The sequence below is a fragment of the Streptomyces sp. B1866 genome (assembly GCF_031932565.1).
Lineage (GTDB): Bacteria > Actinomycetota > Actinomycetes > Streptomycetales > Streptomycetaceae > Streptomyces.
In genome coordinates this window covers 17,057-30,414 of sequence record NZ_JAVSCF010000046.1, presented here as the reverse complement: position 1 = coordinate 30,414, position 13,358 = coordinate 17,057, and the positions used below count along the sequence as shown (strand labels likewise).

General features: G+C 74.1%; 15 protein-coding genes. 7 read left to right on the top strand and 8 right to left on the bottom strand.

Annotated features, from left to right (window positions below):
- The 3 genes from RKE29_RS09740 to RKE29_RS09730 all read right to left on the bottom strand — a co-directional run.
- The coding region (locus RKE29_RS09740; RefSeq protein ID WP_312004721.1) for a DUF2510 domain-containing protein at positions 1-551 on the bottom strand (551 nt) is incomplete at its 3' end.
- A 236-nt stretch (positions 552-787) separates the two neighbouring features.
- The gene (locus RKE29_RS09735) at positions 788-1,006 is read right to left on the bottom strand and encodes a hypothetical protein (RefSeq protein WP_312004720.1); all 219 of its coding nucleotides are present in this window, start codon (positions 1,004-1,006) and stop codon (positions 788-790) included.
- A 112-nt stretch (positions 1,007-1,118) separates the two neighbouring features.
- Entirely contained in the window at positions 1,119-1,658 is a 540-nt protein-coding gene (locus RKE29_RS09730) for a hypothetical protein (RefSeq protein WP_312004718.1), read from the bottom strand.
- Positions 1,659-1,794: 136 nt separating this feature from the next.
- Between RKE29_RS09730 and RKE29_RS09725 the strand changes: the two genes are divergently transcribed.
- Together RKE29_RS09725 and RKE29_RS09720 are read left to right on the top strand one after the other, a co-directional pair.
- The gene (locus RKE29_RS09725) at positions 1,795-2,628 is read left to right on the top strand and encodes a helix-turn-helix transcriptional regulator (protein ID WP_312004725.1); all 834 of its coding nucleotides are present in this window, start codon (positions 1,795-1,797) and stop codon (positions 2,626-2,628) included.
- Complete coding sequence (locus RKE29_RS09720) at positions 2,618-2,857, top strand: DUF397 domain-containing protein (protein WP_312004717.1); 240 nt, start codon at positions 2,618-2,620, stop codon at positions 2,855-2,857. Before RKE29_RS09725 ends, RKE29_RS09720 begins: the two co-directional genes overlap by 11 nt.
- 225 nt (positions 2,858-3,082) lie before the next feature.
- Here RKE29_RS09720 and RKE29_RS09715 read toward each other — a convergent pair whose 3' ends face one another.
- The 3 genes from RKE29_RS09715 to RKE29_RS09705 form a co-directional block, all read right to left on the bottom strand.
- Entirely contained in the window at positions 3,083-4,375 is a 1,293-nt protein-coding gene (locus RKE29_RS09715) for an AraC family transcriptional regulator (RefSeq protein WP_312004716.1), read from the bottom strand.
- Positions 4,376-4,675: 300 nt separating this feature from the next.
- Complete coding sequence (locus RKE29_RS09710) at positions 4,676-4,927, bottom strand: hypothetical protein (RefSeq protein WP_312004715.1); 252 nt, start codon at positions 4,925-4,927, stop codon at positions 4,676-4,678.
- Positions 4,928-5,462: 535 nt separating this feature from the next.
- Entirely contained in the window at positions 5,463-5,894 is a 432-nt protein-coding gene (locus RKE29_RS09705; RefSeq protein ID WP_312004714.1) for a VOC family protein, read from the bottom strand.
- A gap of 273 nt (positions 5,895-6,167) precedes the next feature.
- Here RKE29_RS09705 and RKE29_RS09700 point away from each other — a divergent pair, with 273 nt between their 5' ends.
- The 3 genes from RKE29_RS09700 to RKE29_RS09690 all read left to right on the top strand — a co-directional run bounded on the left by RKE29_RS09700 (position 6,168) and on the right by RKE29_RS09690 (position 8,953).
- The gene (locus RKE29_RS09700; RefSeq protein ID WP_312004713.1) at positions 6,168-6,668 is read left to right on the top strand and encodes an SsgA family sporulation/cell division regulator; all 501 of its coding nucleotides are present in this window, start codon (positions 6,168-6,170) and stop codon (positions 6,666-6,668) included.
- A gap of 330 nt (positions 6,669-6,998) precedes the next feature.
- Positions 6,999-7,913, top strand: coding sequence for a helix-turn-helix transcriptional regulator (locus tag RKE29_RS09695; RefSeq protein ID WP_312004712.1), 915 nt, complete (start codon positions 6,999-7,001; stop codon positions 7,911-7,913).
- A complete protein-coding gene (locus tag RKE29_RS09690; RefSeq protein WP_312004711.1) occupies positions 7,910-8,953 on the top strand; it encodes an NAD(P)-dependent alcohol dehydrogenase in 1,044 nt (347 codons plus the stop codon). The genes RKE29_RS09695 and RKE29_RS09690 overlap by 4 nt, the downstream gene beginning before the upstream one ends.
- Before the next feature lie 207 nt (positions 8,954-9,160).
- On the opposite strand, the gene RKE29_RS09685 is transcribed toward RKE29_RS09690, so the two are convergent.
- Both RKE29_RS09685 and hppD read right to left on the bottom strand, forming a co-directional pair.
- The gene (locus RKE29_RS09685) at positions 9,161-10,603 is read right to left on the bottom strand and encodes an FAD-linked oxidase C-terminal domain-containing protein (protein ID WP_312004710.1); all 1,443 of its coding nucleotides are present in this window, start codon (positions 10,601-10,603) and stop codon (positions 9,161-9,163) included.
- A gap of 103 nt (positions 10,604-10,706) precedes the next feature.
- Positions 10,707-11,852, bottom strand: a complete 1,146-nt coding sequence (hppD, locus tag RKE29_RS09680) for a 4-hydroxyphenylpyruvate dioxygenase (RefSeq protein ID WP_312004709.1) — start codon at positions 11,850-11,852, stop codon at positions 10,707-10,709.
- A gap of 132 nt (positions 11,853-11,984) precedes the next feature.
- On the opposite strand from hppD, the gene RKE29_RS09675 reads away from it, so the two are divergent.
- On the top strand, positions 11,985-12,455 hold the full coding sequence (locus RKE29_RS09675) for an Lrp/AsnC family transcriptional regulator (protein ID WP_312004708.1): 471 nt from the start codon (positions 11,985-11,987) through the stop codon (positions 12,453-12,455).
- 232 nt (positions 12,456-12,687) lie between these two features.
- The gene (locus tag RKE29_RS09670) at positions 12,688-13,335 is read left to right on the top strand and encodes an ABC transporter permease (RefSeq protein WP_312004707.1); all 648 of its coding nucleotides are present in this window, start codon (positions 12,688-12,690) and stop codon (positions 13,333-13,335) included.
- The last annotated feature ends 23 nt before the right edge of the window (positions 13,336-13,358 follow it).

Genomic DNA, 13,358 nt, shown 5'->3' with positions numbered 1-13,358 from the left:
CCGCCCGCGCTCCCGCCGGGCCCCTCGCCGGGGCTCCCGCCCGGACCGCCGCCGGGCACCGCGCCGGGAAGGCCCGCGGCGGCCTGCGGCCCGGCGTCCGGCTGCCAGGCCGGGGCGGGCTCGGGACGGGTGCCGTGCAGGCGCCGGGGGTCGTCCCAGCCCAGCGGTACGGGCGACATGGCGGCCGCGCCGCCGGTGTCGCGCACGTCCACCTCGCCCCGCGCGCGCAGTTCGGGCAGCGAACCGCCCGTACCGCCGGAGCCGTCGGCGACGCCGGAGCCGTCCGGACCGGACAGTCCAGGCGGGCCGGACGGCTCAGGCAGCGGCCCCTCGTCCAGGAACACCGGCCCGGTCTCCTCCGGCGCGGGCCCGACGGCCCGCGCGTGCGCCGCCCCGGACGGCGGTCCGGGCACCGCCTCCGCCTCGCCGGGTGCGGGGCGGCTGGTGCCCGGAACCCACGCGGCACCGTTCCAGTACCGGATGTAGCCCGGAATGGACGGATCCGGGTAATACCCGGGCCCAGGTACTGCTTCGCCACTACCGGAGGTCACCAAAGCCCCCAACTCCCGTCGAGAACACCCACGCCTACCCCGTCCGCCGAGCCGACGCCCACGCGCCGCGCCGCCCCGAGGGCAGCGCGCCGTACGGAGACGTACGTACCACAGGGGCGGGACCGGAACCCAGGCCGGTCCCTCGCATGACACTAACGAACGGCGCGGACACCGGCAGACGGCGGAGAACACCAGGGCGGTTCCCGAACAGCGGGCCGACGGCCCGTCAGGGGTGCTCAGGTGACGACGCGCACGGGGCAGCAGCGCTTGGCGATCAGCGGCGTCGTCGGTCCCAGGGTGAGCGCGCAGCCGTTGTCCAGGATCAGCCGTTTGCGCTGGTCCGGCAGCGCGAACATGTTGCCCACGCGCGTGTCCGTACCCGCGATGTGCACCACGTCGCCCACCCGCACCGTGTGCGCGTAGACGACCATGACCTCAACCAGCCCGCTTCGCATCGCTCCTCGCTTCTTTCTTCCGCTCGCGCTCACAGGTAGAGCTGCGCGCCGCAGGACGCGCAGTGCTTCTTGCCGTCGACGTGCTTGGTGCGCTGGTGGTCGCAGGGCGTGTTCACGCCTCGGCCTCCGTCCTCCGGCCGCCGGCCAGGGCGCCCCCGCCGCTCGGGACATCCGCCCCGCCACCGTCCTGGGCCAGCACCCGCACCCGGTCCGGCCGCGCCGTCCACTCGCGGCCGCCGTGCTCGGGCCGTACGAACGCCAGGCGTTCGACCCGGCGCGGGTAGGGCGGGCACTGGGCCGGGTCCGCGTAGTCGACAACGGCCATCAGCAGGCCCGTACGCCCGCTGGTCTCGTCCCGCACCAGCCGCCCCACCTCCCGCTCGCCCACCGGCTCGTGGTCCGGCGGCCGCTTGGCGGGCGCGGTCCGGCCGCGCCGGCGGATGACGGCCGCCAGCCGGCGGGCCACCTCCGGCGGGCAGCGGCCCAGGTCCAGCAGCGGGCACGGCTCGTCCCCGCCGAGTGACGGCCCGTCAATCCGCAGCGCGGGCAGGGAGATTCCGACCTTGGTCAGCGCGGCCCGTAACTCGTCGCGCGCCGCCTGCGCCTCCTTCACCCGCGCAGCCGCCGTGCGCCGCCTGTCCACTGCCGCCATCTCCGCCCACTCCTCCTGGTCCGAACTCACCCCATCGGGGGGTTATTACGGTGTGTAGTACTAGCGTCGCTCTCCGCGCTCTAACATCAAGAGGAGTGATCCATCCGGCGTGCCGGTCAAGAAGGGTGTGACACGCATGGCCAAAGATTCGGGCTCACGGGAGCTGCCGCCATCGCGGCGGGCGTACGGAGAAGAGCTCCGCCTCCGGCGGGAGGCCGCCGGGCACACCCAGCAGTCGCTGGGCGAGGCGGTCATCTGTTCGCCGTCGATGATCGCGCACATCGAGGCGGGGCGGCGCAAGCCCCGTCCCGAGGACGCGAAGCGGCTCGACACGGCGCTGGGGACGGACGGATTTTTCGTCCGCTTCCTGTCGACGCTGGACTCCGCACGTGTGGCCGAGCACTTCGCGTACGCCGCCGAGTTGGAGAAGTCGGCCATCTGTATCCAGGAGTACGCGTGCGCGCTGATCCCCGGTCTGCTCCAGACCGAGGAGTACGCGCGCGCGGTCTTCCGAGCCCGGAAGCCGAACGTCACGACGGATGACGTGGACAGGCGCGCCGTGAGCCGCATGGAGCGCGGGCGCCTCCTCAATGACCTCGCACGACCCGAGGTGTGGTCGCTGCTCGACGAGCACGTACTGCGCCGGAGGGTCGGCGGGCCGGCCGTGATGGCCGGAAACCTGCGGCATGTCGCCGAGTTGGCGCACTCCGGACGCGTCCGCGTCCACGTGCTGCCGTTCTCGGTGGGAGCCCATGCGCTGGCGGCGGGCAACGTGACTTTGATGCGTTTCGCCGACATGCCGCCCGTGGCTTACCTTGAAGGCGTGAGGACGGGCCTGGTCGAAGACGACCCGGCCGCCGTCGCCGGCTATCAGACCGGCTACAACCTCGCGCTCAGTGAGGCGCTGCCACAGGAAACATCGCTCGACCTGATCGAATCCATCGCGAAGGAATACGAGAGTGAACCCTGAGACGCACATCCTCCACGCGTCCGCGCTCACCGGGTGGCGCAAGTCCAGCTACAGCGGCCCCGGGGACGACATCGGCCCCGACAACTGCCTTGAGGTGGCCGACGGCCACCCGGGCGCGGTCCCGGTCCGCGACAGCAAGGACCCGCACGGCCCGGCCCTGCTCTTCGGCCCGGCCTCCTGGTCGTCGTTCGTGACCGCCCTCAGGGGCGGTGAGCTCCCCGGCGCCTGACCGCCGGCCGACCACCGTCGGTGCGCGGCCCGTGCGGCCGCGCACCGCGGCGGGGTGTGAGCGCGCCCTCTCCCCCTCTCAGGGCGCGCTCACACGGGGTGCCCCGCCGCCGTAGGCGGGCCCCGTCCGCCGTACGGGCCGACGGGCCGTACGGCGGACGGGTCTGACCGGGGCCGACGGCGGCGGGCGCTCGCTGCCGGCCCCTGAGGCGTCGCCTTGTTCCCCTCAGGGCGCGCCCGTCAACGGGCGTCGGCCGCGTGGCCGACCCCAGTCCTTCGAGAGGCCGAGTCCGTCCCTCGACCGTGGCCGGGACCGGTCCAGCGGCGGCCCCGGTCGCGGCCCGGCAGTCTCCACGGCCGTCGCCGACAGCGACGCGCACAGCGCCGTCGCGGTCAGGGCGGTGAGCACCATACGTTTCACGCCGCATCCCCAGAACTCGCGCGAACCGAGGCGGGAAGCCCCGGACCCGACGCCGACGAGTCTGCCGGGGCGGCACTGCGGCGTCGTCAGCACGGAGCGCCAGCGCCTTAGCTCTGCGTGCCAAGCCGGTTGCCGCGGACCACCGCCAGCCGGTAGGCGCGGGGCGGCATGCCGTACACGGCCCGGAAGGCGCGGGTGAAGTCGGCCGGGCGGACGAGGCACCACCGGGCGGCTATGGCGTGAATGGGCTGGTCCAGCAGCCGGCTGGTCGGCCAGGTCGCGACGGGCCCGCTCCAGGCGCTCCCGGCGGATGAGGGCGGCCACCGTGACGCCCTCCTGCTCGAAGAGGCGGTGCAGGGAGCGGGTGGAGACGTGGTGGGCGGCGGCGATCCGGTCCGGGGTCAGCGCCGGGTCGTCCAAGTGCCGCTGGATGAAGGCACGGACGCGTAAGCCCAGCGCCTGCGGGCGGCTCTCCGGGTGCTCCCGGAGATCGAGGTGGTGCGCCACCACCGCGGCCGCCAGGTCGATCGCCGCCATGCCCAGCCGGGCGGCGGTCTCGGGCCCGTACGGCGTGGGGTCGTTGACCAGGTGGGTGAGGAACCGGGCGAACAGCCCGCCGATCCCCTCCCGCCCGGGCAGCCGCGCCGCGAGCAGCCGGTCGACGTCGGCACCGCCCGGCAGGCGCAGCAGCGCCCGCGGGACCAGGAGGTGCGCGGTGGAGGTCATGCCCCGGTCGGGTTCCAGAACGCCCGACTGGACCCGCGAGGTGGTCGACAGCACCAGGGACCCCGGCGGCAGGGCCGCCTCCCTGGCCCCCTGGACGATCCCCGCCAGCCCGCGCCGGATCAGGGAGATCTGGTACAGCTCCGGGTCGGACTGCCGGATCAGCCGCTCCGTGCGGCGCGACCGCAGCGAGGGGCTGTCGAACACGGTCATCTGAGCCGATCCGAGGTCCAACAGGTGCAGGGTGGCCCGGAAGTCGGCGGCGTGCTCGGTGCTGACCTCGTTGGGCGAGTGACTGGCGATGACCATCTCCAGCCAGCGAGGAAACCGTTCCTCGGCCGGCAGGTCCTCACCACGGAAAACCGTCTGGATCATCCTTCCCCCCATTTTCTGACCGGTTCNACGGAAAACCGTCTGGATCATCCTTCCCCCCATTTTCTGACCGGTTCCGGCCCGGTGCCTGGCGCCGCGTCCGGACGTGGCCGGTTCCGGCCCGCCGCGGCGCCGCGGAGGCGCCCCGGACGCGGGCCTCCGCCCGCGCGGCGGCCGCGGCTGTCCGACGGGCCCCGTACCGACGTCGCCGCGGCCGGGCCGGGCCACCGGCATGGTCGCCTGATCTCGGCGAAGGCCGCGGGAACAGCGCACGGCGGACACCCGGTTCGGCGCGACGGGCGTTCAGGCGGCGCCGGGCCGGCCCTCGCCCCGAACACTCCTGAGGTGCCCGGTGGCGGCGGCCAGGAACTCCGCGCGGGCCTTCTTCACCTCGTACCAGTCCGGTTCGCGGCCCCCGTCCCTGTGCAGGGCCGCGGCACGCTCCACGGGAGCCCGGGCCTCCGCGACCGGCGTCTCCGCGTCGACGGCGGCGAGGAACGCGGCGTACGCGTCGCGGCGGGCCAGGTAGAGAGCGACCGGGAACTCGTCGGCCATGGGGTGCCTCCCCCACTCACGGGCGGGCCGGCCGCCCTGTCCGGACCGGGCACCGGCACGCTACCCGAACGGACCTCATGATCAGGCGGAAACGGCGGCGGATGTCCTCGACCGTACACCGACACGGCCAGGGGCGGACGAGTTCGGCGCGTGCGTGGCGCAGGCCGGTGCCGGGCAGTTCGTGCCCGGCGTGCCTGGCGCGCCCGGCGCGCTGGCCGTCCAGGGGGAGCGCCCTTGGATACGCGTCACAGGGGCGATGAGGCGCCGGGCTTTCCCCGAAGTGCCCGCGCACCACAGGCCCGTACGCAGGAAACGCGCTGCGGCGGCGGGACCGCAGGGCCGAGCTGGTCGGGCGCTTCCGCGACAGGCTCGGCGCCGGGTCCGCCGTGGTCCCCACTCCGCCCGTCGAGGACGACGACGCCCCGGGCCCCGTCGTCCCGCCGCCCGGCGGCTGGACCGTGACGGTCGGCGAAGACCTGGAGACCGTGCACCAGGTCCGGGCCTGGCGCCCGGCGCCAGGCCCCGGCCCCCGCCGTCAGCACACGCAGAACTCGTGGCCCTCCGGATCCGCCATCACCACGTGGTGGCCGGAATACTCCGCCACCACCGTCGCCCCCGCCGCCTCCAGCCGGTCGGCCTCCTGGCGGACGCGCGCCCAGCGGATCGCCGGGCTGCCCTGGCCCGACACCCGCAGGTCCAGGTGCAGCCGGTTCTTCACCAGCTTGGGCTCCCGGACCTGCTGGAGGAACAGGCGGGGGTTGGCGCCCGTCGGATCGTGCAGCCAGGCCGCGTCCTCCTGGTCGTCGTCGGAGAGGCCGAACCGGGCCAGCCACTCCTCGCGGGTGGTGAACGGGGCGGGCGGGGGTTCGTCCTCGTAGCCCAGGGCGAGCTTCCAGAACTCGGCCAGTCTGGTGGGGTCCGCGCAGTCCAGCGCCAAGCCGACCGTGACCGTCCTGCGGGTGGCCATCCGCCCTCCTCGTGCTCGTACGTCGTACGACCCGTGCCCGGCGCGTGCGCCGCGTTCCGGCTGACAGCACCGTACGGGGAGGGTCTGACAACGGGCGGGAGGTGCGCCGGGGCACGGGTGGGCGGCGGGGTGCGGCGGGCCGGGCATCAAAAAGTTCCGCGGATTGCCCGAAGTCGCGTAATGGATGGCGGGGCAGTGCGCTCTCATCCGGTGTGGTCCCCGTACAGGGGGCAACAGCACCTAGAGAAGCGGATCCGAGAGAGGGCGCACGACATGCACTTCCACGTGGTGGAGCGAGAACTGGAGATGAACCTGGTGCTGTCGCCCGAGCGCAGCGTCCCGGTCCCGGCCCGGCTGTCCTACCGCACGAGCGATCCGTACGCCGTGCACATCGTCTTCCACACCGGCTCGGAGTCGCCTGTGGAGTGGAGTTTCGCGCGCGAGCTGCTGCTGGAGGGGGTGTTCCGGCCCTGCGGCCAGGGGGATGTGCGGGTCTGGCCGTCCCGCGCCGACGGCCGGACGACCGTGTGCATGTCGCTGACCTCGCCGAACGGCGCCGCGCAGGTGGAGGCGCCCGCGTCGGTGGTGTCGGCGTGGCTGGAGCGGACGCTGCGCGCGGTGCCGCCGGGGCAGGAGCACGAGCAGTACGACATCGACGCCGCGCTCGCCGGGCTGCTGGCCCGCACCCCCCGGGACGGGGCCGCGCGGCGGCACGGCCAGGACGAGCCGCGGCCGGGCGGCGGTCCGGCGGCCGGGGACGGGATCGGTGCGTAGCGGGGACGGGGACGGGGACGGGGACGGGGACGGGGACGGGGACGGGGACGGGGACGGGGACGGGGACGGGGACGGGGACGGGGACGGGGACGGGGACGGGGACGGGGACGGGGACGGGGACGGGGACGGGGACGGGGACGGGGACGGGGGCGGGTGCGGGGGCGGCGAGTGCGGCGGGCGGGTGGCCCCCGTCAGGCCCGGGGCGGCGGGCGGGCGGCCCGAGGCCCGGGAGAGGCGGGGGCGGCGGTGTGAGGGGGTCCGGCCCGCCTGGGTTCAGCAGACCCACCTTGGCCCCGCCCAGCGGCCGCCGCGCGGCGAATACTGGAGCACATGGAGCGAAACGCCGAGCTCAGTGAGTTCCTGCGGTCCCGCAGGGGCCGTCTGAGCCCCGAGGACGCGGGCGTGCGCGTCAGCAGCGACAGCCCGCGCCGGGTGCCGGGGCTGCGCCGGGAGGAGCTGGCGCACCTGGCGGGCGTCAGCACGGACTACTACACGCGCCTGGAGCAGGGCCGCGGCCTGAACGTGTCGGAGACGGTGCTGGACGCCGTGGCCCGCGCGCTGCGGCTGTCGGAGACCGAGCGCGCGTACCTGTTCCAGCTGGCCAGGCCCAAGACGCGGCGGGCGGTGCGGTACCGGCCGCCGCGCCCGCAGCGGGTGCGGCCGGGCGTGCACAACGTGCTGCGGACGCTGGACCGGGTCTGCCCGGCCTTCGTCTTCGGCCGCTGCGCGGACGTGCTGGCCGTCAACCGGCTGGGCCGCGCGCTGCTCACCGACTTCGACGCGCTGCCGTACCGCGAGCGCAACTACGCCCGCTACATGTTCCTGGACGAGTCGGCAAGGGAGCTGTTCCGCGACTGGGAGCTGTGCGCCGCCGAGACGGTCGGCGGGCTGCGCCTGGAGGCGGGCCGCCGCCCCGACGACCCCCGGCTGACGGAGCTGGTCGGCGAGCTGACGATCAAGAGCCCGGAGTTCCGCGGCTGGTGGGCGGGGCATGTGGTGCGGGAGAGGATGCACGGCGTGAAGCGGTACCACCACCCCGTGGTGGGCGACCTGACCCTCGCGTACGAGTCCATGCCGCTGCCCGGCGACCCCGACCAGACGCTGTGCGTCCAGACGCCCGAGCCGGGCTCTCCGTCCGAGGAGGCGTTGCAGCTCCTCGCCAGCTGGACCTCCGCCCGGGAGCCCGCGCGGCCGTCCCGGACCCCTCATTCCACCACTCCGCGCAAGGAGAGCACCGACTCATGACGAGTGTCACCGCCTACGCCGCCCCCGCCGCCAAGGCGCCGCTGGAGCGTACGGTCATCGAGCGCCGCGCGGTCGGCGCCCACGACGTGCTGATCGAGATCGCGTACGCCGGTATCTGCCACTCCGACCTGCACCAGGTCCGCGACGAGTGGCACCCGGGCATCTTCCCGATGGTGCCCGGCCACGAGATCGCGGGCGTGGTCACCGAGGTCGGATCCGCGGTGACCCGGTACGCCGTCGGCGACCGGGTCGGGGTCGGCTGCTTCGTCGACTCCTGCCGCGAGTGCGAGTACTGCCGGGCCGGCGAGGAGCACTTCTGCGTCAAGGGCAACGTGCCGACGTACAACGGGCGGCACTACGACGGCGAGCCGACGTACGGCGGCTACAGCTCGCACATCGTCGTCGACGAGAACTACGTGCTGCGCATACCCGACGGCCTCGCGCTCGACGTGGCCGCCCCGCTGCTGTGCGCGGGCATCACCACCTACTCCCCGCTCGCGCACTGGAACGCGGGCCCGGGCAAGCGCGTCGCCGTGGTCGGCCTCGGCGGCCTGGGCCACATGGGCGTGAAGTTCGCCCACGCGCTGGGCTGCGAGGTGACGGTGCTGAGCCAGAGCCTGCGCAAGAAGGAGGACGGGCTGCGGCTGGGCGCCGACCACTTCCACGCCACCAGCGACCCGGCGACCTTCACCGAGCTGGCCGCGAGCTTCGACCTGATCCTCAACACCGTGTCCGCCGCCCTCGACCTGGACGCCTACCTGAGCCTGCTGAGGGTCGACGGGACCATGGTCAACGTGGGCGCGCCGGAGCACCCGGTCAGCTTCAACATGTTCTCGGTGCTCATGCGGCGGGTGTCCATCGCCGGTTCGCCGATCGGCAGCATCCGCCAGACCCAGGAGATGCTGGACTTCTGCGCGGAGCGCGGCATCGGCGCGGAGATCGAGGTGATCCGGCCGGAGCAGATCAACGAGGCGTACGAGCGGATGCTGGCCAGCGACGTGCGCTACCGGTTCGTCATCGACGTCTCCTCGCTGCGGTAGGCCCCGCGGGCGGCGGACCGGGTACGGGGTCGGCTCGGCCCGTACGGTCGGCTGTGGCCGTACGGTCGGCTCGGCCCGTACGTGCGGGCTGCGGCCGAGCGGTCCCGTACCGGCGAAACGGCCCGGCCCCGGCCGAGCGGGACCGCCCCGGCCTGACGGTCCGGCCGAGGGGGCTCGGGCCGTGCGGGCCGGGTCGGGGCCGTACGGTCAGAAGAGCTTGCCCGGGTTCAGGATGCCCAGCGGGTCGAAGACCTGCTTGATGCCCCGGTGCAGCTCCACCCCCACCGGCCCCAGCTCGCGCGCCAGCCACTCCCGCTTCAGCACGCCGACGCCGTGCTCGCCGGTGATGGTCCCGCCCAGCTCCAGGCCCAGGCCCATGATCGCGTCGAACGACTCGCGGGCGCGGCGGGACTCGTCCGGGTCGGCCGCGTCGTAGCACACGCTCGGGTGGGTGTTGCCGTCGCCCGCGTGGGCGACGACGCCGATGGTCAGGCCGTACGTCGCCGCGATGGCGGCCGTGCCGTCGACCATCTCGGCCAGCCGCGAGCGCGGCACGCACACGTCGTCGACCATGATGGCGCCGCGCACCGCCTCCAGCGCGGGCAGGGCGGCCCGGCGCGCCTGGAGCAGCAGGTCGGACTCTGCCGCGTCCTCGGCCGGGACCACCTCGGTGGCCCCGGCAGCCCGGCACAGCTCGCCGACGGCGGCGAGGTCGGGGGCCGGATCCGGGGTGTCGAAGGCGGCCAGCAGCAGGGCCTCGGTGGACTCGGGCAGGCCCATGTGCGTGGCGGCGTTGACGGCGCGCAGGGTGGTGCGGTCCATGAGCTCCAGCAGCGAGGGCACGTGGCCGCCCGCCATGATCCGGCACACGGCGTCGCAGGCGGCGGCGGTGGTGGGGAACTCGGCGGCCAGTACGAGCTGCGCGGGCGGCGCGGGCCGCAGGGCGAGCACCGCGCCGACGACCACGCCGAGACTGCCCTCGGAGCCGACGAACAGGCGGGTCAGGTCGTAGCCCGCCACGCCCTTGGCGGTGCGGCGGCCGGTGCGCAGCAGGCGGCCGTCGGCGAGGACCACGTCGAGGCCGAGGACGTACTCGGCGGTGACGCCGTACTTCACGCAGCACAGCCCGCCCGAGGCGGTGCCGATGTTGCCGCCGATGGTGCACTGCTCCCAGCTCGACGGGTCGGGCGGGTAGTACAGGCCCTGCTCGGCGACCGCGCGGGACAGGGCCGCGTTGACCACGCCCGGCTCGACCACCGCGATCCGGTCGACCGGGTTGATCTCCAGGATCCGGTCCATCTTCACCAGGGACAGCACGACGCACCCGTCGGTCGCGTTGGCCGCGCCCGACAGGCCCGTGCGCGCGCCCTGCGGGACGACCGGCACGCGCAGGGCCGAGCAGGTGCGCAGCACGTGCTGGACCTGTTCGACGGTGCGCGGCAGGACGACGGCGGCGGGGGCGCCCGCCGCGCAGAAGCTCGCCATGTCACGCGCGTAACCGCCGGTGACGTCCGGATCGGTCAGCACGGCGTCCTCGGGCAGGCCCGCGCGCAGGGCGGCGGCCAGCTCGGCCGCGGCGGGCGGGTGGGCGGCCGGGGCGGGCGCCGGGCGCGTCGTCGGGTGCGTCGTCGGGTCGGTCAGGTCCGTCATGCCTCCAGGCTCGCACCTCGGCCGCCCCGGGCGGAACGCCACGCGCGGGGGCCCGGCGCCCGGAAGGCAGCGCCGAGCGCCAGGGCCCGGGCCGGGCCGGGTCTCAGAGGTTGCCGCGCCGCGCCTGCTCCCGCTCGATGGCCTCGAACAGCGCCTTGAAGTTGCCCTTCCCGAAGCCCATCGAGCCGTGCCGCTCGATCAGCTCGAAGAAGACCGTCGGCCGGTCCTGCACCGGCTTGGTGAAGATCTGGAGCAGGTAGCCGTCCTCGTCCCGGTCGGCGAGGATGCGCAGGTCCCGCAGGGTCTCCACCGGCACGCGCGTCTCGCCGACCCACTCGCCGAGCGTGTCGTAGTACGAGTCCGGCGTCTCCAGGAACGCGACGCCGGCCGCGCGCATGGCCCGTACGGCCGCGACGATGTCGCCCGTGGCGAGCGCGATGTGCTGCACGCCGGGGCCGCGGTAGAACTCCAGGTACTCGTCGATCTGCGACTTGCGCCGCGCCACGGCCGGCTCGTTGAGCGGGAACTTCACCTTCCGGGTGCCGTCCGCGACGACCTTCGACATCAGCGCGGAGTACTCGGTGGCGATGTCGTCGCCGACGAACTCCTTCATGTTCGTGAAGCCCATGACCCGGTGGTAGAAGTCGACCCACTCGTCCATCCGGCCCAGCTCCACGTTGCCCACGCAGTGGTCGATCGCCTGGAAGGCGCGCCGCTCCCACGCTGTGCCGATCGGCTCGGCGGCGGCGTATCCGGGCAGGTAGGGGCCGTGGTAGCGGGAGCGGTCCACGAAGGTGTGCCGGGTCTGGCCGTACGTGGCGACGGCGGCCAGGACCACCGTGCCGTGCTCGTCGGTCAGCTCGTACGGCTCGTCCAGACCGGTGGCGCCGCGGGCGGTGGCGTACGCGTACGCGACGCGCACGTCCGGCACCTCGATGGCCAGGTCGACCACGCCGTCGCCGTGCGCGGCCACGTGGTCGGCGAGGAAGCGGCCCCAGGCGCTGTCCGGCCGGACGGCGGAGGTGAGGACGAAGCGGGCGCCGCCCGAGACGAGGACGTAGGAGGCGGTCTCCCGGGTGCCGGTCTCCGGGCCCGCGTAGGCGGCCAGCCGCATGCCGAAGGCCGTCGCGTAGTAGTGGGCGGCCTGCTTGGCGTTCCCGACCGCGAAGACGACCGCGTCCATCCCCTTGACCGGGAAGGGGTCGGCGAGCCGGGCGCCGTGCGGGGTGTGGTCCAGGGTCTCCGTCATGGTTCGAGCCTGCGCCGGTGGGCCAGGCTGCGCAACGCTTTGCTGATTTACCAGACAATATGTACAGCTACCGCTAAGATTTTCGGGACAGCTTGCACAAAGTGACCAGGGTCACACGAGACGGAGGGTGCGGTGGGGATCGACCGCCTGGACGCCCGGCTGATCGTGCTGCTCGCCGAGGAGCCGCGCATCGGGGTGCTGGAGGCGTCGCGGCGCCTGGGCGTGGCGCGCGGGACCGCGCAGGCGCGGCTCGACCGGCTGCGGTCGGGTGGCGTGATCCGGGGCTTCGGACCGGACGTGGACCCGGCGGCGCTCGGCTATCCGGTCACCGCGTTCGCCACGCTGGAGATCAGGCAGGGGCAGGGCGCGGACGTGCGCAGCCACCTGGCGGGCGTGCCCGAGGTGCTGGAGCTGCACACCATCACCGGCCAGGGCGACATGCTGTGCCGCCTGGTGGCCCGGTCCAACGCCGACCTCCAGCGGGTGATCGACCGAGTCGTCACGTTCGCCGGGATCGTCCGCGCGGCCACGGCGATCGTTCTGGAGAACCCGGTCCCGATGCGGATCCTCCCGCTCGTACGGCAGGCGTCCGAGGAGTGGTAAGCCGGGAATGGTAGACCGGATTCCGGCCAAAGAATGAGGCGGAGGACAACGGGGGTACGGGCAGCGGGAATTGCGCCGCGGCGGGGCCGCCGGCCGGACGGTCCCGCCGCGGCCCGGCTCTCGCGGCCCGGCTCTCGCCGGCCGCCTCCGGTACGCCGCGTGACGACGGCCGCGTGACGACGTGGCCGACGACGCGGGAAGACGCGAGGGAAGCGCGAGGGAAGGGGACAGTGTGGACTTCTGGGAGTACGTCGGCCACCGGCGTACGCAACTGCTGCTCGACGCCTACCAGCACGCCAGCGCCGTCTTCCAGTGCGTACTGGCCGCCACCGCGCTGGGCGTGCTGATCGGCGTGCTCACCTACCGCAGCGAGTGGGTCGGGAACCTCGCCGTCACCGCGACCGCGACGGTCCTCACCGTCCCCTCCCTCGCGCTGCTCGGCCTGCTGATCCCGGTCACCGGGCTCGGCGTGGCCCCGACCGTCATCGCCCTGGTGCTGTACGGGCTGCTGCCCATCGTGCGCAACTGCGTGGTGGGCCTGCGCGGCGTGGACCCGGCGCTGCTGGAGGCCGCGCGCGGCATCGGCATGTCGCGGCCGGCCCAGCTGGTCCGGGTCGAACTGCCGATGGCCTGGCCGCCGATCCTCACCGGCATCCGGGTCTCGACGCAGATGCTCATGGGTATCGCGGCCATCGCCGCCTACGCCTCCGGCCCCGGGCTCGGCAACGAGATCTTCCGCGGCCTGGCCTCCCTGGGCAGCGCCAACGCGCTCAACCAGGTGGCGGCCGGGACGCTCGGGATCGTCGTCCTCGCCCTGCTGTTCGACGCCGCGTACGTCCTGATCGGACGACTGACGATTTCCAGGGGGATCCGTGCCTGACTCCGCCGCCGACACCGCGGCCG

Coding starts and splice junctions, on each gene's coding strand:
- RKE29_RS09735 (WP_312004720.1), bottom strand. CDS start 1,006: ATGCGAAGCGGGCTGGTTGAGGTCATGGTCGTCTACGCGCACACGGTG.
- RKE29_RS09730 (WP_312004718.1), bottom strand. CDS start 1,658: ATGGCGGCAGTGGACAGGCGGCGCACGGCGGCTGCGCGGGTGAAGGAG.
- RKE29_RS09725 (WP_312004725.1), top strand. CDS start 1,795: ATGGCCAAAGATTCGGGCTCACGGGAGCTGCCGCCATCGCGGCGGGCG.
- RKE29_RS09715 (WP_312004716.1), bottom strand. CDS start 4,375: ATGATCCAGACGGTTTTCCGTGGTGAGGACCTGCCGGCCGAGGAACGG.
- RKE29_RS09710 (WP_312004715.1), bottom strand. CDS start 4,927: ATGGCCGACGAGTTCCCGGTCGCTCTCTACCTGGCCCGCCGCGACGCG.
- RKE29_RS09705 (WP_312004714.1), bottom strand. CDS start 5,894: ATGGCCACCCGCAGGACGGTCACGGTCGGCTTGGCGCTGGACTGCGCG.
- RKE29_RS09700 (WP_312004713.1), top strand. CDS start 6,168: ATGCACTTCCACGTGGTGGAGCGAGAACTGGAGATGAACCTGGTGCTG.
- RKE29_RS09695 (WP_312004712.1), top strand. CDS start 6,999: ATGGAGCGAAACGCCGAGCTCAGTGAGTTCCTGCGGTCCCGCAGGGGC.
- RKE29_RS09690 (WP_312004711.1), top strand. CDS start 7,910: ATGACGAGTGTCACCGCCTACGCCGCCCCCGCCGCCAAGGCGCCGCTG.
- RKE29_RS09685 (WP_312004710.1), bottom strand. CDS start 10,603: ATGACGGACCTGACCGACCCGACGACGCACCCGACGACGCGCCCGGCG.
- hppD (WP_312004709.1), bottom strand. CDS start 11,852: ATGACGGAGACCCTGGACCACACCCCGCACGGCGCCCGGCTCGCCGAC.